General features: G+C 67.9%; 24 protein-coding genes. 15 read left to right on the forward strand and 9 right to left on the reverse strand.

Features of this window, described 5'->3' with window-relative positions; genetic code table 11:
* The first annotated feature begins 16 nt into the window (after positions 1-16).
* The 4 genes from BP26_RS0106925 to BP26_RS0106940 all read left to right on the forward strand — a co-directional run bounded on the left by BP26_RS0106925 (position 17) and on the right by BP26_RS0106940 (position 3,442).
* Positions 17-1,045, forward strand: a complete 1,029-nt coding sequence (locus tag BP26_RS0106925; protein WP_029919847.1) for a formylglycine-generating enzyme family protein — start codon at positions 17-19, stop codon at positions 1,043-1,045.
* A 71-nt stretch (positions 1,046-1,116) separates the two neighbouring features.
* Positions 1,117-1,872, forward strand: coding sequence for a MetQ/NlpA family ABC transporter substrate-binding protein (locus BP26_RS0106930; RefSeq protein ID WP_051748505.1), 756 nt, complete (start codon positions 1,117-1,119; stop codon positions 1,870-1,872).
* A gap of 22 nt (positions 1,873-1,894) precedes the next feature.
* Positions 1,895-2,773, forward strand: coding sequence for a YkgJ family cysteine cluster protein (locus BP26_RS0106935; protein WP_051748506.1), 879 nt, complete (start codon positions 1,895-1,897; stop codon positions 2,771-2,773).
* 267 nt (positions 2,774-3,040) lie between these two features.
* Entirely contained in the window at positions 3,041-3,442 is a 402-nt protein-coding gene (locus BP26_RS0106940; RefSeq protein ID WP_029919850.1) for a VOC family protein, read from the forward strand.
* Here BP26_RS0106940 and BP26_RS0106945 read toward each other — a convergent pair whose 3' ends face one another.
* Together BP26_RS0106945 and BP26_RS0106950 are read right to left on the reverse strand one after the other, a co-directional pair.
* Entirely contained in the window at positions 3,443-3,973 is a 531-nt protein-coding gene (locus BP26_RS0106945) for a DUF6622 family protein (protein ID WP_029919851.1), read from the reverse strand.
* 42 nt (positions 3,974-4,015) lie between these two features.
* Positions 4,016-4,732: a hypothetical protein gene (locus BP26_RS0106950; RefSeq protein WP_157572401.1), complete on the reverse strand. Its 717-nt coding sequence runs from the start codon at positions 4,730-4,732 to the stop codon at positions 4,016-4,018.
* A gap of 129 nt (positions 4,733-4,861) precedes the next feature.
* On the opposite strand from BP26_RS0106950, the gene BP26_RS0106955 reads away from it, so the two are divergent.
* From BP26_RS0106955 to yihG, 8 genes are all read left to right on the forward strand, one after another.
* Complete coding sequence (locus BP26_RS0106955) at positions 4,862-6,049, forward strand: sensor histidine kinase (RefSeq protein ID WP_051748507.1); 1,188 nt, start codon at positions 4,862-4,864, stop codon at positions 6,047-6,049.
* Positions 6,049-6,678, forward strand: a complete 630-nt coding sequence (locus tag BP26_RS0106960; RefSeq protein WP_157572407.1) for a response regulator — start codon at positions 6,049-6,051, stop codon at positions 6,676-6,678. Before BP26_RS0106955 ends, BP26_RS0106960 begins: the two co-directional genes overlap by 1 nt.
* Positions 6,679-6,704: 26 nt before the next feature.
* Entirely contained in the window at positions 6,705-7,280 is a 576-nt protein-coding gene (locus tag BP26_RS27435) for a CcdC protein domain-containing protein (protein WP_051748509.1), read from the forward strand.
* 127 nt (positions 7,281-7,407) lie between these two features.
* Complete coding sequence (locus BP26_RS0106970; protein WP_211254853.1) at positions 7,408-7,707, forward strand: type II toxin-antitoxin system CcdA family antitoxin; 300 nt, start codon at positions 7,408-7,410, stop codon at positions 7,705-7,707.
* Positions 7,707-8,024, forward strand: coding sequence for a CcdB family protein (locus tag BP26_RS0106975; protein ID WP_029919857.1), 318 nt, complete (start codon positions 7,707-7,709; stop codon positions 8,022-8,024). The genes BP26_RS0106970 and BP26_RS0106975 overlap by 1 nt, the downstream gene beginning before the upstream one ends.
* A gap of 1 nt (position 8,025) precedes the next feature.
* Complete coding sequence (pyrF, locus tag BP26_RS0106980; RefSeq protein ID WP_029919858.1) at positions 8,026-8,751, forward strand: orotidine-5'-phosphate decarboxylase; 726 nt, start codon at positions 8,026-8,028, stop codon at positions 8,749-8,751.
* Between the two features lie 13 nt (positions 8,752-8,764).
* Positions 8,765-9,838, forward strand: a complete 1,074-nt coding sequence (hemE, locus tag BP26_RS0106985) for a uroporphyrinogen decarboxylase (RefSeq protein ID WP_029919859.1) — start codon at positions 8,765-8,767, stop codon at positions 9,836-9,838.
* Between the two features lie 8 nt (positions 9,839-9,846).
* Positions 9,847-10,767, forward strand: coding sequence for a 1-acylglycerol-3-phosphate O-acyltransferase, YihG family (gene yihG, locus BP26_RS0106990; RefSeq protein ID WP_029919860.1), 921 nt, complete (start codon positions 9,847-9,849; stop codon positions 10,765-10,767).
* 165 nt (positions 10,768-10,932) lie between these two features.
* Here the strand turns inward: yihG and BP26_RS0106995 are convergent, their stop codons facing one another.
* Positions 10,933-11,415, reverse strand: coding sequence for a YajQ family cyclic di-GMP-binding protein (locus tag BP26_RS0106995; RefSeq protein WP_029919861.1), 483 nt, complete (start codon positions 11,413-11,415; stop codon positions 10,933-10,935).
* Between the two features lie 136 nt (positions 11,416-11,551).
* Here BP26_RS0106995 and BP26_RS0107000 point away from each other — a divergent pair, with 136 nt between their 5' ends.
* On the forward strand, positions 11,552-13,477 hold the full coding sequence (locus BP26_RS0107000) for a B12-binding domain-containing radical SAM protein (protein ID WP_029919862.1): 1,926 nt from the start codon (positions 11,552-11,554) through the stop codon (positions 13,475-13,477).
* Between the two features lie 39 nt (positions 13,478-13,516).
* On the opposite strand, the gene BP26_RS0107005 is transcribed toward BP26_RS0107000, so the two are convergent.
* The gene (locus BP26_RS0107005) at positions 13,517-14,320 is read right to left on the reverse strand and encodes a putative RNA methyltransferase (RefSeq protein ID WP_029919863.1); all 804 of its coding nucleotides are present in this window, start codon (positions 14,318-14,320) and stop codon (positions 13,517-13,519) included.
* A 163-nt stretch (positions 14,321-14,483) separates the two neighbouring features.
* Here BP26_RS0107005 and BP26_RS0107010 point away from each other — a divergent pair, with 163 nt between their 5' ends.
* A complete protein-coding gene (locus BP26_RS0107010) occupies positions 14,484-15,863 on the forward strand; it encodes a WS/DGAT/MGAT family O-acyltransferase (protein WP_036516253.1) in 1,380 nt (459 codons plus the stop codon).
* Between the two features lie 88 nt (positions 15,864-15,951).
* Positions 15,952-17,178: an acetyltransferase domain-containing protein gene (locus BP26_RS0107015; protein ID WP_051748511.1), complete on the forward strand. Its 1,227-nt coding sequence runs from the start codon at positions 15,952-15,954 to the stop codon at positions 17,176-17,178.
* Between the two features lie 54 nt (positions 17,179-17,232).
* On the opposite strand, the gene BP26_RS0107020 is transcribed toward BP26_RS0107015, so the two are convergent.
* The 5 genes from BP26_RS0107020 to BP26_RS0107040 form a co-directional block, all read right to left on the reverse strand.
* Positions 17,233-17,550, reverse strand: a complete 318-nt coding sequence (locus BP26_RS0107020) for a hypothetical protein (RefSeq protein ID WP_029919866.1) — start codon at positions 17,548-17,550, stop codon at positions 17,233-17,235.
* 28 nt (positions 17,551-17,578) lie between these two features.
* On the reverse strand, positions 17,579-17,737 hold the full coding sequence (locus tag BP26_RS29285) for a hypothetical protein (RefSeq protein WP_157572402.1): 159 nt from the start codon (positions 17,735-17,737) through the stop codon (positions 17,579-17,581).
* A gap of 45 nt (positions 17,738-17,782) precedes the next feature.
* Positions 17,783-18,202: a MarR family winged helix-turn-helix transcriptional regulator gene (locus BP26_RS0107030; RefSeq protein ID WP_051748514.1), complete on the reverse strand. Its 420-nt coding sequence runs from the start codon at positions 18,200-18,202 to the stop codon at positions 17,783-17,785.
* Positions 18,203-18,276: 74 nt separating this feature from the next.
* The gene (locus BP26_RS0107035; RefSeq protein WP_029919868.1) at positions 18,277-18,783 is read right to left on the reverse strand and encodes a DUF2062 domain-containing protein; all 507 of its coding nucleotides are present in this window, start codon (positions 18,781-18,783) and stop codon (positions 18,277-18,279) included.
* Positions 18,780-19,112 (reverse strand): DUF1475 family protein, encoded by a 333-nt coding sequence (locus tag BP26_RS0107040; protein WP_029919869.1) that lies wholly within the window; start codon positions 19,110-19,112, stop codon positions 18,780-18,782. The genes BP26_RS0107035 and BP26_RS0107040 overlap by 4 nt, the downstream gene beginning before the upstream one ends.
* Positions 19,113-19,114 lie beyond the last annotated feature (2 nt).

Below are 19,114 nucleotides of genomic sequence, written 5' to 3' on the forward strand. Positions count from 1 at the left end.
AGGCGCTTAATTCACCATGGCCAAGAAGGGATTGATCCTGGCTGCACTCGCGGTCGCGGGCGGCGCGCTCGGCGCCGTCGCGCTGCGCGTGGGCGCCTTCAATGCCCCTGTCACTATTGGCCCGCCACCCGCTGCCCTGGGTTCCCCGGAGCAATGCTCGCGCTACTCCGGCCTGCCGCCGCAATGGGGCAGCGACCGGCACGCCGGCATGGTGCATCTCGCCGGCGGCCGTTTCGTCTTCGGCACCACCCTCGGCTACCAGGACGAGCGTCCGGCCGAGTCCGGCAAGGTCGCGGTGGCGGCTTTCTGGATCGACCAGACCGAGGTCACCAACCGGCAGTTCGCGGCCTTCGTCGCGGCCACCGCCTATGTCACCACCGCGGAGCGCGACGGCGGCGCCGTGGTCTTCCACAAGCCCGACTACGCGGAACTCAAGACGCGGCCCTACGCCTGGTGGAGCTACGTGCAGGGCGCCGACTGGAACCATCCGACCGGCCCGGGGAGCGACCGCAAGGGGCTCGACAACCAGCCGGTGACCCTGGTCACCCAGGCTGATGCCCTGGCCTACGCGCACTGGCTCGGGCGTGATCTGCCCACCGAGGCCGAATGGGAATACGCCGCCAAGGCCGGCCGCCAGGACGCGAAGCTGGACGAGGCGCCGCGCGATGCCGCGGGCAAGCCCACCGCCAACTACTGGCAGGGTTCCTTCCCGGTGCTCAACACCGGCGCCGATGGGCACGAAGGGCTCGCGCCCGTGGGTTGCTACGCGGCCAACGACTGGAAGTTGTACGACATGATCGGCAATGCCTGGGAATGGACGGCCGATCCCTATAGCGGCCCGCACCAGGGCCATGCCAACGGCGACACCGCCTCGGTCGCCGCCGCCAGCCGCACCGGCCGGCCCGGCCAGCCGATGGTGATCAAGGGCGGCTCCTTCCTCTGCTCGCAGGATTTCTGCGTGCGCTACCGCGCCTCGGCGCGTGAAGCGCAGGAAGACAACCTGCCGGCTTCGCACATCGGCTTCCGCACCGTGCTGCGCGGTTGAGCGGCGTGAAGCGAAGTAGCCGGAATCACGGCGGATTGCGCGCCGCTTCAGTAGCGCTGTGCCTTGGCTGCATGGCCGCGTTTGCATCGGCCGGTGCCGATACGTCGCCGCAAGTCATCAGGATTGGCGTCAGCGCCGGGCCGCAGGCCGAGATCATGGAGGAGGTGAAAGGCGTTGCGGCGGGCAAGGGCCTGGACCTCCAGGTCGTGCATTTCGACGACGAGAACAAGATCGATGCCGCACTGGATGCCGGTACGCTCGACGCCAACAGCTTCCAGGATCTGCCGTATCTGGACCAGCAGAAACAGGCCCACGGTTATCACCTGGTGGATGTCGCCTATACCGTGACCCTGCCGCTTGCTTTCTACTCGAAAAAACTGACTTCCCTGCGCGGCCTCAAGCCTGGCGACACCGTGGCGCTGCCGAAGACGCTGGCCGACTGCGCTCGCGCCCTGATCCTGCTGCAGAACTACGGCCTCATCACCTTCCCCGACACCGCCGGGCTGCACGCGACGCCGCGCGACCTCAGCACCAATCCCAGGAAGCTGAAGTTCATCACGCTGGCGCCCGCGCAGCTTCCCGGCGCGCTCGACAAGGTAGCTTTCGCCGCCATCCCCTGGGCCGTGGCGGAGCAGGCCGGCCTGCAACCGGCGCGCGATGCCATCGGCATGGAGGACGCCCGCAGTCCCTATGCGAATGTCATCGCCGTGCGTGCGCAGGACAAGAACCGGCCCTGGGTGGCGCAACTCGTCGCCGCCTACCATTCCGAGCCGATCAAGCACTACATCCTGGCGCACTACCAGGATTCGGTGCGCCGGCCGTGGTGAGAGACGCCGTCATGCTCCGGCCGTGAACACGGTCTCCTTCCGCTGCACCGCCTGCGGCAAGTGCTGCAACTCGCCGCCGCTGATGAGCCTGCCGGAACTGTTCCGGCACGAAGGTTTGTTTGTCGGCGCCTTGGCCATACGGCGCGCGGTATCTGGTGCGCGCGAGATGTCGGTCCATACGCAGGCGTTCGATTACACATCGCTGAATCGCTGTCCGGCGCTGGGCGAAGACCAGCGTTGCAGCATCCACGACAGGGGCAAGCCCGCTGTATGCGCAGTCGTGCCCTTCGATGCCGAAGTGCCGGATGGCTTGCAACATGCCGTGCTGTTGAACCGGAACCGCAGCGAAAGCTATATCGGCGCGAACTGCATCGTTGCGGGCGAGTCCACCGACCACGACGTGGTGGTACGCGATGGCCGTCTCGTCGACAACGGATACATCGACGCACTGGCGCGACGGCGCGAAGCAGCTCGTCTCGATCGGCACTACTGGGGCGGTGCCCTGCTCGAGTTGCTGCGCAGGGAGCTTTCCGCGTCGAATGCCGTTCCGGCAAAGGGCTATCTCACCCTGCCGCTGGTGCCGGTCCTGCAAATCGTGGCCGGCGTTTCCACGCACTGCCGCATTCGATGCCTGGCCTATATCGACAGCCAGATCGTGCTGATCGACCGCATGCTTGTCGCAGCCCTGCAACGCAAGAACAGCCGGGACCGTGATGCCACCCGCGAACTGCGTTCCTTCAACAGCACCTATGCGCGGCTGCGTAAACAGCTGGAGCGCTGCGCCGCCGATAGTTTCACGGAAATCGTCGACCGGGAGCGTCAACGGGATTTTGAGGCCTACCTGGAACTTGATGCCGGCGTGGCCGGCTCAGCGGAGTCGCAGGAAAGCGCCGCGGCGTAGGATGCAACGAGCGCTGTTTGCGAATTGCATCGCTGGCCTAGGCGCCGGCGATGCTTTTCGTTCTTCGCCGCCGCGGCGCTTCGCTATTACGCCCGTGAACCCAGGGTGCGCATGCTCGCCTGACGATAGGCTGGCTTCGCGGAATTCGGTCATGACCCGCGTTCCGCCACCGGCGGAGCGCGGCATGCCGGTACAAGGTGCCGGCCATGGCCGCCGGCGAGGGCGATCCGGCATACTCGGTGTCGTCCACGTCTTCGTCCGCCTGCCATGATTTCCCACATCTTCCTCGGCGTATCCGACTTCAATCGCGCGCTGTCCTTCTACGGCAGCGTCATGGACGAACTGGGCCTGGCGCTGAAATTCAGCGACCCTGAAAAGCCCTGGGCCGCGTGGTCCTCCCCAAGCGCGCCGCGCCCCTTGCTGCTGATCGGCGCGCCTTACGACGGCCGGGCGGCGAGTCCCGGCAACGGCAATATGGTCGCCCTGCTGGCGCCGACGCGAGCGGCGGTGGACCGCGCGCATGCCGCCGCCCTGGCCAACGGCGGCGCCTGCGACGGACCCCCCGGCCTGCGCCTCAACTACCATCCCGATTATTACGGCGCGTACTTCCGCGATCCCGACGGCAACAAGCTCTGCATCTGCTGCCATGACAAGCCGGGCGAAATCTGACTAGCGGGCGATGCGCCCGTTCGTGGTATCGAGCGTGAGCCCCTCCATGCGCTGCAGATGCCACAGCCGCAGCGCCCGCCCGAGGAATACGCCGCTGAGCGCGCCGTAGGCTGTGCTCACCGCCAGCACGAACAGCTCCACCTGGCGCAGCTCGCCATGTAGCGCGAGCTGGATGCCGACGCCGTACTTCACCGCGAAGATCAGCACGATCAACAGCAGCGGCACCCAGCTGCCGGGCAACGCGTAGCGGCGGCTCTGCGCCAGATAAGCCGCACCCTTCGGCGCGCCGCGGCGTTGGACTTCATAGGCGGACAAGAACAAGCCGCCGGCCCAGCACAGCAAGGCTCCCGGCTGTGCGCCGAAGGTGGAGATCACGCCGCCGAAAGACAGTGCCGTGAACAGGGCGGGCAGCATCGCCGCCCGCGACTGCGTCACCTGCTGCGGCCGCGTCATGCCGTAGCCGCGCCACAACAGGGCGGCCAGCAGCAGCCAGACCCAGGACGGTGTGTGACGCACGATTTCGACGAACATGGAAATCCTCCCGCGAGCAGTGAATGGAGGCGCGGACCGGGATCAGCCCGATACCGGAGCAGCGGAAACCCGCGACGACGCAGGCCGGCGGCGCGCGAAGCGGCGCCGATGCCGCACCCGGAGCCAGGTGATGGCGCCGAAGCCGATGGCCAGCGGCGCGAACCAGGACAGGTGCAGGTCGGCCATTTTCGCGGCCAGGTCCGCCGGCAGGATGCGCATCAGGCCGATGCCGAGAAAGGCGATATGCGTGGCGATGCCATTGGCGATCATGGCGGTGAAGTGCTCGCGCAACCACCAGCCCGGTGCGGGGCTGGCGGCGCGGCGCTGCAGCAGCATCTGCACCGAGCGCCCCACGCCGACCAGGCCGAATACCGTCAGCAGCACCTGTCCGGCCCACAGGCCGATCGCCGCCACCGCCAACCCGCTCCCCAGTTGCGCCCAGGCCAGCACGGGGTAGATGCCGCTGCTGTATGCAGCGAAGTCCTGCTTCAGGCGCACCGCGCGCGGACCCACCACCACGCTGGCGCCGACCAGCACCTCCAGGTAGAGGAAGAACACGCCGGGCAGCGGTCTGCCCTGGCCGAAATAGGACAAGGCCAGCGGCAGCGCGGTGAGCAGGATGCCGCCCATCGCCCACAGGTAAATGCGGCCGGCAAGCCGATGCAGGGGACGCCCCTTGGGCGCCAGCGCCGCGGTCCAGAAACCGAGCAGCGCCACCGCGCCGACCGCCACGTGCAAAGCCGGAACCATTCCGTGCATGTCGCCACTCCCGTTCGATGTGCCGCCATTGTCGGGATGTCCGCCGTGGGCGGGCAGGTGACAGATGGCACAAGCGGGGGGTGACAAAACTCACCTCGGAGGGAAGCGGCCCGTCTCCTATACTGCGGCATGGAACAGGCCCCCCAGACGCTGCGCGCCAATCACTGGAGTGGTCCTTTCGCGCCGCTGAGCCTGGCGGTCTACCTCACCTGGATCGCCGTCGCCCTGCAGCCCTGGCTCGACTGGCGGCACGGGCGCCTGCACTGGTCCGGCGTCACTGCCGTCGGGCTGCTCGGCATGATCGCCGTGCCGGTGCTCTACATCCTGCGTTCGCGCTACGGCCGTCCCGAGAGCGACGCCGACCTCGCCCGCCTGCGCATCCTGGTGCTGCTGCAGATTCCCGCCGCGCTGCTGGCCTGCTACGCCTTCGGCGGCGGCACCATGCCGATCCTGCTGGTCGTCATCGCCGGCCAGGTCAGCGTCCTGTATCCCCTGCGCGCGGCCCTGGGGCTGATGCTGCTGGCCAATGCGGCGCTGCTGCTGATGTTGCAGCAACGCTGGGGCTGGGCCGACGCCGCCGCCTCGATGCTCTCCTACGGCGCCTTCCAGACCTTTGCCGCCATGATGACCGCCTACGCCAGGAGCGCCGAGGAATCGCGCGACATCGCCGTGCGCATCAACAGCGAGCTGCTCGCGACGCGGCGCCTGCTGCTGGAAAGCACGCGCAGCGAAGAGCGCCTGCGCCTGTCGCGCGAGCTCCACGACGTGGTCGGCCACAAGCTCACCGCGCTGAAATTGCAGCTGCGCTTGCAGGCGCGCCAGGGCGGCCAGACGTCCGCGCCGGCCATCGCCGAATGCGAGCGCCTTGCCGACGAACTGCTGACCGACGTGCGCGGCGTGGTCGGCGCCCTGCGCGAACACGACGGCATCGACCTGCAACAGGCCTTGGCCGCCCTGGTGCCGGCGCTGCCGCATCCCAGGGTGCGGCTGGAGCTGGCGCCGGAAGCGCGCGCCGCCGGCGTGGCCCAGGCGCAGGCGCTGCTGCGCTGCGCCCAGGAGGGCCTGACCAATGCCTTGCGTCACAGCGGCGCCGCGCAGATCGTCATCCGCCTCGCCGCCGATGCCGGCGGCATCGGCCTCAGCGTGGAGGACGACGGCCGTGCCCAGCAGGCGCCGATCCCCGGCAACGGCCTGCGCGGCATGCGCGAACGGCTCGAAGCCCTCGGCGGTCGTCTCGAACTCGGCGTTGCGGAACGCGGCGGCCTGCGCCTGCGTGCCTGGCTACCGCAGGCCTCACCGGCGGACTCGCTGCCATGATTCCGCCACTGCGGCTCGCCCTGGCCGACGACCAGGCCCTGGTACGGCGCGGCCTGCGCGCCCTGCTCGAAGACCTGGGTGGCCTCGAGGTGGCGATCGAAGCCGAGGACGGCGCGATCCTGCTGGCTGCCTTGCGGCAGACCCGCGTCGACGTACTGATCAGCGATGTGCGCATGCCGCGCCACTCCGGCATCGAGGTGGTGCGCGCCTTGCGCGCCCGTGGCGACTACACCCCCGCCATCCTGCTCACCACCTTCGACGATGCCGCCCTGCTGCAAGGCGCGGTGCAGGCCGGCGCCCAGGGCTTCCTGCTCAAGGATGCGGCGCCGGAAGAATTGAAGGCGGCGATCCTGCGCGTGGCCGCCGGCGAAACCCTGCTGTCGCCGCAAAGCCTGCAGGCCGCGCGCCTCGGCGTGCCCGCCGACCAGGGTACGCCGGCGCACCTGACCGAGCGTGAACTGGCGGTGCTGCGCCTCGTCGCCGGCGGCTACTCCAACAAGGAGACCGGCCGCGCGCTGGGCATTTCCGACGGCACCGTCAAGAACCACCTCACCGAAATCCTCCACAAGCTGGACGCGCGCGACCGCACCCACGCCGTGCTCAAGGCCATCGGTGCGCGTTTGTTGTAAGGATTCCTCGTGTATAAGGAACGCTCATGAACGTCCTGCCCTTCCACGGCCTGGCGCTGTTGCCCGTCGCCGCCCTGCTCCTGTACAGCCTGTACCGGCGCTACCGCCGTCACGTCGGCCCGCAGGAAGTGACGCCGCTGCGCATGGGCCTGCGGGTGCTGCTGCTGTGCGGGCTGGCCGTGTTCATCCTGGCGCTGCCGCGCTCGACGCTGCTGCACCTGGGCCTGATCGGCGGCATCGCCACCGGCGTCGCGCTGGGACTGTTCAGCCTGCTCCACACCCGCTTCGAAACGCGCGGCGCCAAGCACTATTACATCCCCAACATCTACATCGGCCTGGCGGTGTCCGCCCTGTTCGCGCTGCGCCTGATCTACCGCTTCGCCGTGCTGTACCCGCAGATGCAGCAGGCCGGCGGCTTCCACCTGCCCAACCCGGGTGATCCCCTGGCCGCCATGGGCGGCTCGAAGAGCCTGCTGACCCTGGCCATGCTTGGCGTGGTGATCGGCTATTACGCTTCGTACTACGCCGGTGTCCTGCTGCAAAGCCGCAGGGCCGTGGCAGCGCAGCCGGCGCCGGCGGTGGAGACGGACGGCGCCGGCTGAGCTGTTGCCATGCGCATCTGGCATGCGCATGCTGGTTGGCCATGCGGAAATCCCGCTCTGAGCGCCTGCGCAAGATGAATATCCCGAATGGCCGGCGGCCCCGCTGAATCTTGATGACAGCCTCGGCATGCGCAGCTACAATGCGCATGAATTCAACGTGCAGGCCATTCCCGCCATGCCCAAGGGCGCCCTCAAATCCAGTCTGCTGCGCAAGCCGGTGAATCTGTCGGCCCGCAAGGAACTGCTCGACGAGGCGCGCAAGCTCGGTTTGAACCTGTCGCGCCTGTTCGAAGAGGCGCTGGATGCACGCCTGCGTGAATCGCGGGTGCGGCACTGGCAGGAAGAGAACCGCGCCGCCCTGGAAGCCTTCAGCCGCTACATCGAGCGCAACGGCATCTTCGGGGACAGCGAGGAGCGCGGTTTCTGATGGCGCAGTTCCGCGTCTATCAGAACCCTCGAGTCGCAGGCCGTGAACGCATTCCCTTCGTGCTCGACGTGCAGTCGGACGTGGTCGAACTGCTGCCCACGCGGCTGGTGATTCCCCTGGTGCGTGATCGCCTGTTCCCCTCGCGCCGCATCCCGCGACTGAATCCCGGCTTCAGCATCAAGGGGCACAGCGTGGTGCTGTCTCCGGCGGAAATGGGCGCCGTGGCGGCTTCCGCGCTGGTGGATCCACTGGCTGACCTGTCGGCACAGCGTACCGACATCATTGCCGCCCTCGATCTTTTGTTTACCGGAATCTGAAGTGCCCAACACCGCCAAGTCCACCAGCATCCCCCCGCAGGACCGCCTCATCGTCGCCCTCGACCTGCCGGAAGCCGCCGCCGCCAAGGCCCTGGTCGAGCGCATCGGCGACGCCGCCGTCTTCTACAAGATCGGCATGGAGCTGTGCATGGCGCCCGGCTTCTTCGAGCTGCTGGCCTGGCTGCGCGGCCGCGGCAACAAGGTCTTCGTCGATCTCAAGTTCTTCGACATCCCGGAAACCGTGGCGCGGGCGGTCAGCGCCCTGTCCGAACACGGCGCCCAGTTCTGCACCATCCACGGCAACCAGGCCATCATGGAAGCCGCCGCCAAGGCCAAGGGCAACGGCCTCAAGGTTCTGGCGGTGACCGCCCTCACCAGCCTCGACCGCGGCGACCTCGACGACCTCGGCTTCCACTGCGACGTCGAAGCCCTGGTGCTGTCGCGCGCGCGCCGCGCCCTGGCCGCCGGTTGCGACGGCGTCGTCTCCTCCGGCCTGGAGGTGGCGAAACTGCGCGCCGAAGCGCCGCGCGAACTGATCGTCGTCACCCCTGGCATCCGCCCGGTGGACAACCGCGTCGACTCCGACCAGAAGCGCGTCATGACCCCGGCACGCGCGTTGCAAGCCGGAGCCGACTACCTGGTGGTGGGCCGCCCGATCCGCGACGCCGCCGATCCGCGCGCCGCCGCCCAGGCGATCCAGGCCGAGATCGCCGCCGCCCTCGCATAACCGAACGAAAAACATGACTCCCCCGAATCCCCTGAAAAACGACCTGTTCCTGCGCGCCCTGCGGCGCGAGCCGGTGGAACGCACCCCGGTGTGGCTGATGCGCCAGGCCGGCCGCTACCTGGCCGAGTATCGCGCCACCCGCGCCAAGGCCGGCGACTTCCTGGCCCTGTGCAAGAACCCGGAGCTGGCCTGCGAAGTGACGATGCAGCCGATCGAGCGCTTCGGCTTCGACGCGGCCATCCTGTTCTCCGACATCCTCACCGTGCCGGATGCCATGGGCCTGGGCCTGCACTTCGTCGACAACGAAGGCCCGGCCTTCCACCATCCGCTGCGCACCGAGGAAGCCATCCTCAAGCTGCGTGTGCCGGAGCCGGAAGCCGAGCTGGGCTACGTCATGGACGCGGTGCGCACCATCAAGACCGCCCTGGCCGGCCGCGTGCCGCTGATCGGCTTCGCCGGCAGCCCCTGGACCCTGGCCACCTACATGATCGAGGGCGCCGGCTCGCGCGACTTCGTCCACGCCAAGCGCCTGCGCTACGACCGCCCGGACCTGCTCAAGACCCTGCTGTCCAAGCTGGCCGAAGCCGTGGCCCTGTACCTGGCGGCGCAGGTCCGCGCCGGCGCCGACGCCTTGATGGTGTTCGACACCTGGGGCGGCGCGCTCGATCCGCAGGGCTACCGCGAGTTCTCGCTGGCGGCGATGCAGGACGTGATCGAGCGCCTGCGCGTCCTGGCCCCCGGCGTGCCGGTGATCCTGTTCAGCAAAGGCGCCGCCGCCCACCTGGGTGAAATGTCGCGGAGCGGCGCCGCCGCGCTGGGCGTGGACTGGACCGCCAGCCTGGCCGACGCACGCAAGGCCGTCGGCGGCCGCGTCGCGCTGCAGGGCAACCTCGATCCCACCTCCCTGTTCGCCCGCCCGGAGAAAGTGCGCGAACTGGTTGCCGGCGTGCTGGCCGACTACGGTCATGGCCCGGGCCATATCTTCAACCTGGGCCACGGCATCCTGCAGCACACGCCCATCGAGAGCGTCGCCGCCCTGGTCGAAGCGGTGCGCGATCTCAGCCCGGCGTATCAACAAGCGAGCTAGGAGCTCAAGTGCTGCGCTGGCTGCCAGCCCTGCTGGTCATCGCGCTGAGCTTCGCGCTGCTGCTGATCGCGCTGCTGATCAGCTTCGCCCTGCTGATGCTGGGCGCGCTGGTGAAATTCCTCACGCCCTCGGCGCGGGGCCGCACCTGGCTGGCGCGCAACTGGCTCGGCGCCTTCGTCGGCAACGGCAGCTGGTGGGGTCTCAACCGCCTGACCTACCTGCTGATGCACGGCCCCCGCCGCAACATCGTCATCGAAGGCGAGCTCGATCCGGACAAGACCTGGCTGCTGGTGTGCAACCACCAGTCCTATGCCGACATCCCGCTGCTGGTGGACATCTTCGGCCGGCGCATCCCCTTCACGCGCTTCTTCCTCAAGCAGGAACTGTTGTGGATGCCGGTGATCGGCATGGCCTGCATGGCCCTGGACATGCCCTTCGTCAAGCGCCATTCCAAGGCCGCCATCGCCGCCAATCCGGCACTGCGGCAGCAGGACCTGGAAGTCACCCGCAAGGCCTGCGAGAAGTACCGCCAGATCCCCGTCACGATGGTGAATTTCCTCGAGGGCACCCGCTTCACCCCGGCCAAGCGCGACGCCAAGGGCTCGCCCTACCGCAACCTGCTGCGTCCCAAGGCCGCCGGGCTGTCCTTCGCCCTCAACGCCATGGGCGACCAGTTCGCCGGCATCGTCGACGTCACCCTGTGCTACGTGCCCAGCCGCTACGGCACACTCGGCAGTTTCCTGCGCGGCCAGCAGCGCGACATCGCGGTCCGCGCCCGCGTGCTGCCGGTGCCGACGGACCTCGTCGGCGGCGACTACCAGGACGATCCGGAATTCCGCGAGCGTTTCCAGAACTGGGTCAACGCCCTGTGGGAACGCAAGGACGAGGAATTGAGCCGCCTCAAGGCCGAGGCGCTACAGGGCCGGTAGGTCGGATCAAGCGAAGCGGATCCGACTCTGCCCAATAGCCGGGGGCGTGACGCTCCGCTTTTATCCGCCTTTCAAAATCCTCCGTTCGCCCCGAGTGCCCGCGCAGCGGGTGTATCGAGGGGCCAAAGCGACAACTGGCCAAACACCAGAAGGCGTTGACGCCGCTCAGTCCCGGAAATTCTCGAACTGCAGCGGCAACTCCAGTTCCGCCTTGCGCAGCAGCGCGATCGCCGCCTGCAAATCATCCCGCTTCTTGCCGTTGACGCGCAGCTTGTCGCCGTTGATCTGCGTATCAACCTTGATCTTGGCTTCCTTGATCTTCGCCGCGATCTTCTTCGCGTCGGCCTGCTCGATGCCCTGCTTGATGGTGACCTTGCGCCGCGCCTCGGCCAGGTTGGTTTCCACGTCGCCGAGCTCGATGCTGCGCAGGTCGATGCCGCGCCCGGCCAGCCGCGGTCGCAGCATGTCCAGCAATTGGTCCAGCTGGTACTCGCTCGGCGCGAACAGCGTCACCACGTATTCCTCCAGCTCGAAGCGCGCATTGGTGCCGCGCAGGTCGTAGCGGTTGCCCAGGTCGCGCCGCGCCTGGTCGATGGCGTTGGTCAGCTCGTGCTTGTCTACTTTGGAAACGATGTCGAAGGAGGGCATGGCGATGTCGGCGGTTGCGGTGTACGTGCAGCAGTATAGGGCGGGGTCCGCGGCCAGGGCCATTTGCTAAGATGGCGCCGCGCCGACACGGCGTGGGAAAAGGCCGCACTGGCCCGGACCGTAAAGCGTTGCCAGAATGACCCCAGCCCAGCCCCTCCGCGTGCTCTCCGTCATCCCGCCGATGACGCAGCTCAACACGCCGTACCCGTCCACCGCCTACCTCACCGGCTTCCTGCGCTCGCGCGGCGTCGATGCGGTGCAGGAAGACCTGGCCCTGGCCCTGGTGCTGAAGCTGTTTTCGCCCGAGGGCCTGCGCGCCATCCACGACCGCATCGAAGCCCTGCCGCCGCGCAAGCGCTCGCCCCGGGTCAAGGCCTTCCACGCACAATTCGCGCGTTACCTGTCTACCGTCACCCCAGCCATCGCCTTCCTGCAGGGGCGCGATTCCACCATCGGTCACCGCATCTGCGGCCGCAACTTCCTGCCCGAGGGGGCGCGCTTCGGCTCGCTCGACGTCTACACCGCCGGAGAAGATGGCGACGAGGACGGCGGCGACGCCCTGGCCTGGGCCTTCGGCTCGCTCGGCGTGCAGGATCGCGCCCGCCATCTCGCCACCCTCTACCTCAACGATCTCGCCGACGTACTGCGCGACGCGGTCGATCAGCGCTTCGAGTTCGTGCGCTACGCCGAGTCCCTGGCGCAGAGCCAGGCCAGCTTCGAGCCCCTGGCCGAAGCCCTGGCGGCCCCGCTCAATCTCGTCGACAGCACCCTGCATGAGTTGACCCTGGAAGCGCTGGCGCGGCACCAGCCGCAAGTGGCTCTGATCTCGGTGCCGTTCCCCGGCGCGGTCTACGCCGCCTTCCGCATCGCCCAGTCGATCAAGGCGCAGGACCCCTCCGTCGTCACCGTGCTCGGCGGCGGCTTCGTCAACACCGAACTGCGCGAACTGGCCGAACCGCGCGTGTTCGACTACTTCGACTACGTCAGCCTGGACGCCGGCGAGCGCCCGCTGCTGGCCCTGCTCGAACACCTGCGCGGCGAACGCCCGCAGGAGCGCCTGGTGCGCACCTTCGCCCGCGGCGCCGACGGCGCGGTGCGCTACATCGACTGCGGCGAGCCCGACATCGCCTTCGCCGACATCGGCACCCCTACCTGGGACGGCCTGCCGCTGGATCGCTACCTGTCGGTGCTGGACATGCTCAATCCCATGCACCGCCTGTGGTCGGACGGCCGCTGGAACAAGCTCACCGTGGCCCACGGCTGCTACTGGAAGAAGTGCAGTTTCTGCGACGTCAGCCTCGACTACATCTCCCGCTACGACACCGCCAGCGCCGCCATCCTGGTCGACCGCATCGAACGGATCGTGGCCGAGACCGGCCAGACCGGCTTCCATTTCGTCGACGAGGCGGCCCCGCCCAAGGCCCTCAAGACCCTCGCCGCCGAACTGCAAAGACGCCAGCTGTCGATTTCCTGGTGGGGCAATATCCGCTTCGAGAAATCCTTCACCCCGGAGTTGTGCCGGCAGCTCGCCGACAGCGGCTGCATCGCCATCTCCGGCGGCCTCGAGGTCGCCTCCGACCGCCTGCTCAAGTTGATGAAGAAAGGCGTCTCGGTGGAGCAGGTGGCCCGCGTCACCCGCGCCTTCACCGACGCCGGCATCCTGGTCCACGCCTACCTGATGTACGGCTTCCCCACGCAGACCGTGCAGGACACCGTCGACGCGCTGGAATACGTGCGCCAGCTGTTCGAGGCCGGCTGCATCCAGTCCGGCTTCTTCCACCGCTTCGCCTGCACCGTGCACTCGCCGGTGGGCCGCAACCCGGCGGAATACGGCGTCACCCTGGCGCCGCTGCCGCCGGTGTCCTTCGCCAAGAACGACATCGCCTTCATCGACCCGACCGGCGTCGACCACGACGAACTCGGCGCGGCGCTGAACAAGGCGCTCTACAACTACATGCACGGCATCGGCCTGGAAGAAGACGTGCGCAGCTGGTTCGACAGCCCGGTGCCGAAAACCAAGGTGCCGCGGCACCTGATCGCGAAGGCTTTCGCCGCTGCCTGAGAAGAGAAAGCAGGGCGGCTTGTGGCCGCCGCTGCGCTGTTACACCTTCCGCAGCAACATCAGGGAAAACGCCGCCTGCGTGAAAAACGTCTCCCGGCTTTCCAGCGCCGCCCGCTTCTCCGGCTTCGCCTTCCAGGCATAGGGCGTCATCTCCAGCAGCTGCCGCAGCGCCGGCTGCCCCAGGCTCAGGGAAACGCGTACCTCCTGCCGCGTATGCAGTTCGAACGCGCCCTCGAAGCCGGCCAGGAACTTGTCCGGCTCGTGCGGTTGCACCGTGTCGAACAGCTGCTCGCGCACGCTCCACAGGTGATCCGCCGCCGGCGTCACCACCAGCACATGGCCGCCGGGGCTCAGCACCCGCTGCATCTCGGCGATCTGCAACTGGCTGAACAGGCTGCACACGATGTCCACCGAGGCATCGGCCAGCGGCAGCAGGGCGGCGCTGCCGACCAGCCAGGTGATGTCGAGGAAACGCTTCGCCGCCAGGCGGATCGCCGGCTTGGCGATGTCCAGGCCGATCACCTCCGGCGCCGCCGCCGTGAATGCGCCTGTGTAGTAGCCCTCGCCGCAGCCGACATCGAGCAGGGCCTGCGCTCCCAGCGGCGCCAGCAGGGCCACGCAAGCCTCGCGCAGCGGCTGGTAGTGCCCGGCCTGCAGGAACGCGCGTCGCGCCATCACCATCTCCGCGCTGTCGCCCGGCTCCAGGCTGTTCTTGTGCTGCACCGGCAGCAGGTTCACATAGCCCCCGCGGGCCACGTCGAAGCTGTGCCCCCAGGGACACTTCCACACCGCAGGCTGGCGCTGCAGGGGCTGGCGGCACAGGGGGCAGATGATGCGGAGCATGGGCGGCGGCGGTCGGGACTGCGCAAAGCCTAGCGGCTTATCCGGCCGCGCACATCTGCCGCGTACATTGTCCAGGGGCATCGGGCGCGATGCGGCACACAGCATTGCCCGCCGCGCCGGGTTAAAGTGCTGGGCAAAGCAGGTCAATAACTCAGGAGGACATATGAAGAGGCTCAAGCCGCTCGACGCGGCCTGGCTGCTGGTGGAGTCGCGTGATACGCCGATGCACGTCGCCGGCCTGCAGATCTTCAGTCAGCCGAAGAACGCCAAGGCCAGCTTCCTGCGCGACCTGATCGACCGCTTCAGGGCCGACTCCACCTTCGTGCCGCCCTGGAACCTGCGCCTGGCCGAGTCCCCCCTGAGCGGCCTGTTCCCGGCCTGGGAGATCGACAAGAACGTCGATCTCGACTACCACGTGCGCCATTCCGCCCTGCCCGAGCCGGGCGGCGAGCGCGAGCTGGGCGTGCTGGTGTCGCGCCTGCACAGCCACCCGCTGGACCTGAAGCGGCCGCTGTGGGAATGCCACCTGATCGAAGGCCTGGAAGGCGGCCGTTTCGCCCTCTATACCAAGATGCACCATGCGCTGATGGACGGCATGGCCGGCATGCGCATGATCCAGCGCGCCATGTCCGAGTCCCCGCGCAATCGCGAAATCGTGCCGCCCTGGTCCCTGGGCAGCCTCAAGCAGCGCGGCGACAGTGCCGGCGGTTCGCTGTCGGAGCGTCTTGGCGCGCTGTACCAGAACGTGCGCGAACAGGCGGAAACCCTGCCCGAAGTGGGCCGCGCCATGGCCCAGGTCTGGGGGCGGGGCAAGGACGCAGACCCGGCGCTGGTGCGGCCCTTCAACGCGCCCAAGTCGGTGCTCAACGGCCGCGTCACCGCGCCGCGCCGCTTCGCCACCCAGCAATACGAAATGACCCGGCTGCGCGTCCTGGCGAAGAAGGCCGGGGTCACGCTCAACGACATCGTGCTGTCGATCTGCGCGGGCGCCCTGCGCCGTTTCCTCGACGAGTCCGGTGAGCTGCCGGCCGAGGCGCTCACCGCCGGCCTGCCGGTGTCGATCCGGCCGCAGGGCGACGACAGCGTCGGCACCGCCATCACCTTCATCCTCGGCAACCTGGCCACCGACGTGGCCGATCCGCGCGAGCGCCTGGAGAAGATCCGCATCTCCACCGTGCATGCCAAGGAGCATCTCCAGGGCCTGCGCAAGACCAGCCTCAACAACTACACCTCGGCCTTCATGGGTCCCTTCATCCTCAGCCTGATGACCGGCCTGGGCGGGCGCGGCCGCCCCATGTTCAACGTCACCATCTCCAATGTGCCGGGACCGGAGAAGCCCCTGTACTTCGCCGGCGCGCGGCTGGAGGCGATGTACCCCATCTCCCTGCTCAGCCACGGCCAGGCCCTGAATATCACCTGCGTCAGCTACGCCGGCACGCTCAACTTCGGTTACACCGGCTGCCGCGACACCCTGCCGCACATGCAGCGCCTGGCGGTCTATACCGGCGAGGCGCTGGAGGAGTTGGAGCAGGCTTACAGCTGAAGGCTGGGCAGTTCCCCCGGCCGTGGTTTAAACGCGGCCGCCGCTTCGCGCATCCCACTGCCTGCGGCAGGGAAAAGGGGGAGGGCGCATGGCGGTGACAAGCATCGACCGGCTGGGGGAACAGGCCGCCAGCGGCGCGGTGGTGCGGGTCGCCAACCGCATCGGTTCGATCGACCTGATGCGCGGTATCGTCATGATCATCATGGCGATCGACCACGTGCGCGATTTCTGGGATCCCACGCCCTACGATCCCGCCGACCTGGGCAAGGCCTCGGCGGCGCTGTTCCTGACCCGCTGGATCACCCACTTCTGCGCCCCGACCTTCATGTTCCTGGCCGGCACCAGCGCCTGGCTCTATGCCCGCAACACCGGCGCCACGCGCGGCGAACTGCAGCGTTTCCTGCTCACACGCGGCCTGTGGCTGGTGCTGCTGGAATTGACCGTGGTCAGCTTCAGCTGGCGCTTCGACTTCAACGGCCTGGTGCTGCAGGTGATCTGGGCGCTGGGCTGGTGCATGGCCCTGCTGGCGGCCCTGCTGTTCCTGCCCAGGCGCGCCATCGCCGCCTTCGGCCTGCTGCTGGTGTTCGGCCACAACGCCTTCGACGGCATCCACTACGAGGACGTTGCCGCCTATGGCGCCGGCTGGGGCTGGCTGTGGGCGGCAGCGCACGAATTCCACGCCGCGCCGGTGACCGCCTCGGGCTACATGGTGGCGCTGGGCTATCCCCTGGTGCCCTGGGTCGGCGTCATGGCCCTGGGCTATTGCTTCGGCGAGCTGCTGGAGCTGCCGCCGCAGGAGCGCGACCGCTGGATGCGTCGTCTCGGGCTGGCCGCCGTCGCCCTGTTCCTGCTGTTGCGGCTGAGCAATTTCTACGGCGAGTCGCAGCCGTGGCTGAGCAACCCGCGCGGCCCGCTGTACACGGCGCTGGGCGTGCTCAACGTCACCAAGTACCCGCCCTCCCTGCTGTACCTGCTGATGACCCTGGGTCCGGTCCTGCTCCTGCTGCCCTGGCTGGAGAAACAGCGCGGAGCCTGGGTGCGTCTGGTAAGCGTGTTCGGCCGGGTGCCGTTCTTCTTCTACCTGCTGCACCTGCCCCTGTTGCACCTGGGCGCCTGGATTGCCGCGAAGCTCGTCTACGGCGTCGGCGCGCAACCCGCGTTTCTCACCCCGTCCCTGCCTGCGGGATACGAGCCCAGCCTGTTGCGCCTGTACATCGTCTGGGCGCTGACCATCCTGATCCTCTACCCGCCATGCCGCTGGTACGCCGGCTACAAGAGCCGGCACAAGGACTACTGGTGGCTCAGCTATCTCTGAGCGGGGACGTTCCGGGGAGCGGCACCGCTCCCCGGAACTCAACCGTCCCCACCTTCAACCTGCCTGCGGCGGGGCCACCATGAAGGCCGCGACCGGCGCGGGGGCGAATTTCCCCGCCGCTGCGTCGGCGGGCGATGCGCCGCCGCGGGCCAGCTGCGGCTTGAGCACCGCGGCCACGAACGCATCGCTGGCATTGCTGCCGTCGTCCGCGGCAGGGGTGGATGCGGCCGGCGGGGTGCGCAGCTCCGCGGTCAGCACGGTGCTGATGAAAAGATCGGCGGCGTTGGCTGATTGAGCCTGCGCCGGCATCGAGGTTGCGGACACCAGCAAGGCCAAGGCGGCACCGCGGGACAGGGTTTGGATCGTGTTCATGTGATTCTCCAATCTGGATGATGGTTGCTCAAACCGCTTTGATCGGATGCGCGTGAGCCGATAGCGCAAACCGTTTCCGTTTCGCGCCCGCCAACCGGGCGAACACGAACGGGGACAACAACAGGTGGTAAGGCGCCAGCACCGCCAGCGCGCCCAGGGTGATAGCAGCAAGGATGTCGAAAATCACGGGCATCTCGAATTAGGTGTAGTTACACATATTTAGTCAAAAAAATCAGCCCACCCTCGACGCCAGGCTCAAGGTCTGGGCTGCGGCGGGCGGCAGTCTGGCAGTCATTGCCTGCTGCGCCTGTCGCCATAGCGGCAGCGCCGCCCGGGCCGCGGCTCTACCCTTGGTCGTGATGGCGATCATTTTCACGCGGCGGTCCTCGCCGCTGTCGACCCGCACATAGCCGGCGGACAGCAGCGGCTCCAGGTTGCGGCTCAGCGTGGTCCGCTCCATGCCGAGATACTCGGCGGCCTGGTTGACCGAGCTGGTGCCGGCGTTGAGCAGGAAGGCCAGCAGGGTGAATTGCGTGCTGCGCAGCCCGCTCTCGCGCAGTTGCCGGTCGTAAAACTGGGTGATGGCCCGTGCCGCGCGGCGTGCGGCAAAGCACAGGCAGTCATCACATTCGAGGAATTCTGTTTGATTCATAAGGTGTATATACACCTAAATCGGTGGAGCGGTCAAGTCTTCAGGCGTCTCATCCGCAGCCGGCTCTGGCCCGGCTAAACGTTTCCGGCGTTGCGGCGCGAACGAATCGCCAGCAGCCGCAGCGGCGGGCGCAGGATGAAATAAAGGGCGGCGCCCACCGGCGGCGCGGCCAGGCACCAGATGCCGACGCCGCCGAGGGCGATGCCGGCGAAGTCGGCGATGAATTGCAGCGGCCCCGCCCTGAAGCGCTCCATCAGCTGCGGGATCGACAGCGCCAGGTGCGGCGCCCCCAGCCATTCACCGGCGCGGTACAGCGGGATCAACAACAGGATTTGCAGGGGATAGCACAGGTAGTTCGCCAGCTGGATGATGGGCTGATTCAGCCGCAGCCACAGCGCCGCGGCTGTGCACAGCAGGGTGGTCGAGCCGAGGATCGGGAAGGTGGCGAGGACGCAGCCGAGCGCCACCGTCAGGGCGATCTTCTCCGGCGTGATGCCCTGCCGGAACTGCGCCACGATGAGGTCGACCACGTGCCGCTTCCACCAGCTGCGCTGAGCCGTGGCCTGCGCCGGCTGTCTCATTCGCGGCGCAGCAGCAGTGCTTCGATGCCGCCGTCGGGCGGCGTGCGGTACAGCTGCAGCAGCATGTAGCCGGCGATGGCGATATTGCCCAGGCCGAAGATCAGCAGCAGCCACACCCCGCGCGCCAGATTCGAGCGTTCCTTGTAGGCCACCCACAGCCAGAAGGTGAAGAAGGCGAGGTAGGTGTCCACCAGGGTGGCGATGAACCAGGGGTGCCCGACTACCGCTTGCGGCGTCTTCCAGAACGGCATCTGCAGCGATGCCCAGGTGGTGGTGCAAAGGATGGCGATCAGCGCCAGCGCGAATATCAGCTTGAGCCTGCCGGTCATGC

Origin of the sequence: Nevskia soli DSM 19509, assembly GCF_000711955.1 — a bacterium.
In the GTDB taxonomy this organism is placed as follows: domain Bacteria; phylum Pseudomonadota; class Gammaproteobacteria; order Nevskiales; family Nevskiaceae; genus Nevskia; species Nevskia soli.

Coding starts and splice junctions, on each gene's coding strand:
- BP26_RS0106995 (WP_029919861.1), bottom strand. CDS start 11,415: ATGCCCTCCTTCGACATCGTTTCCAAAGTAGACAAGCACGAGCTGACC.
- BP26_RS0106940 (WP_029919850.1), top strand. CDS start 3,041: ATGATTTCCCACATCTTCCTCGGCGTATCCGACTTCAATCGCGCGCTG.
- BP26_RS0106955 (WP_051748507.1), top strand. CDS start 4,862: ATGGAACAGGCCCCCCAGACGCTGCGCGCCAATCACTGGAGTGGTCCT.
- BP26_RS0106925 (WP_029919847.1), top strand. CDS start 17: ATGGCCAAGAAGGGATTGATCCTGGCTGCACTCGCGGTCGCGGGCGGC.
- BP26_RS0107000 (WP_029919862.1), top strand. CDS start 11,552: ATGACCCCAGCCCAGCCCCTCCGCGTGCTCTCCGTCATCCCGCCGATG.
- BP26_RS27435 (WP_051748509.1), top strand. CDS start 6,705: ATGAACGTCCTGCCCTTCCACGGCCTGGCGCTGTTGCCCGTCGCCGCC.
- BP26_RS0107030 (WP_051748514.1), bottom strand. CDS start 18,202: ATGAATCAAACAGAATTCCTCGAATGTGATGACTGCCTGTGCTTTGCC.
- BP26_RS0107010 (WP_036516253.1), top strand. CDS start 14,484: ATGAAGAGGCTCAAGCCGCTCGACGCGGCCTGGCTGCTGGTGGAGTCG.
- BP26_RS0107035 (WP_029919868.1), bottom strand. CDS start 18,783: ATGAGACAGCCGGCGCAGGCCACGGCTCAGCGCAGCTGGTGGAAGCGG.
- BP26_RS0106950 (WP_157572401.1), bottom strand. CDS start 4,732: ATGCACGGAATGGTTCCGGCTTTGCACGTGGCGGTCGGCGCGGTGGCG.
- BP26_RS0106930 (WP_051748505.1), top strand. CDS start 1,117: ATGGCCGCGTTTGCATCGGCCGGTGCCGATACGTCGCCGCAAGTCATC.
- BP26_RS0106975 (WP_029919857.1), top strand. CDS start 7,707: ATGGCGCAGTTCCGCGTCTATCAGAACCCTCGAGTCGCAGGCCGTGAA.
- BP26_RS0106945 (WP_029919851.1), bottom strand. CDS start 3,973: ATGTTCGTCGAAATCGTGCGTCACACACCGTCCTGGGTCTGGCTGCTG.
- hemE (WP_029919859.1), top strand. CDS start 8,765: ATGACTCCCCCGAATCCCCTGAAAAACGACCTGTTCCTGCGCGCCCTG.
- BP26_RS0107015 (WP_051748511.1), top strand. CDS start 15,952: ATGGCGGTGACAAGCATCGACCGGCTGGGGGAACAGGCCGCCAGCGGC.
- BP26_RS0107040 (WP_029919869.1), bottom strand. CDS start 19,112: ATGACCGGCAGGCTCAAGCTGATATTCGCGCTGGCGCTGATCGCCATC.
- BP26_RS0107005 (WP_029919863.1), bottom strand. CDS start 14,320: ATGCTCCGCATCATCTGCCCCCTGTGCCGCCAGCCCCTGCAGCGCCAG.
- BP26_RS0106970 (WP_211254853.1), top strand. CDS start 7,408: ATGCGCAGCTACAATGCGCATGAATTCAACGTGCAGGCCATTCCCGCC.
- BP26_RS0107020 (WP_029919866.1), bottom strand. CDS start 17,550: ATGAACACGATCCAAACCCTGTCCCGCGGTGCCGCCTTGGCCTTGCTG.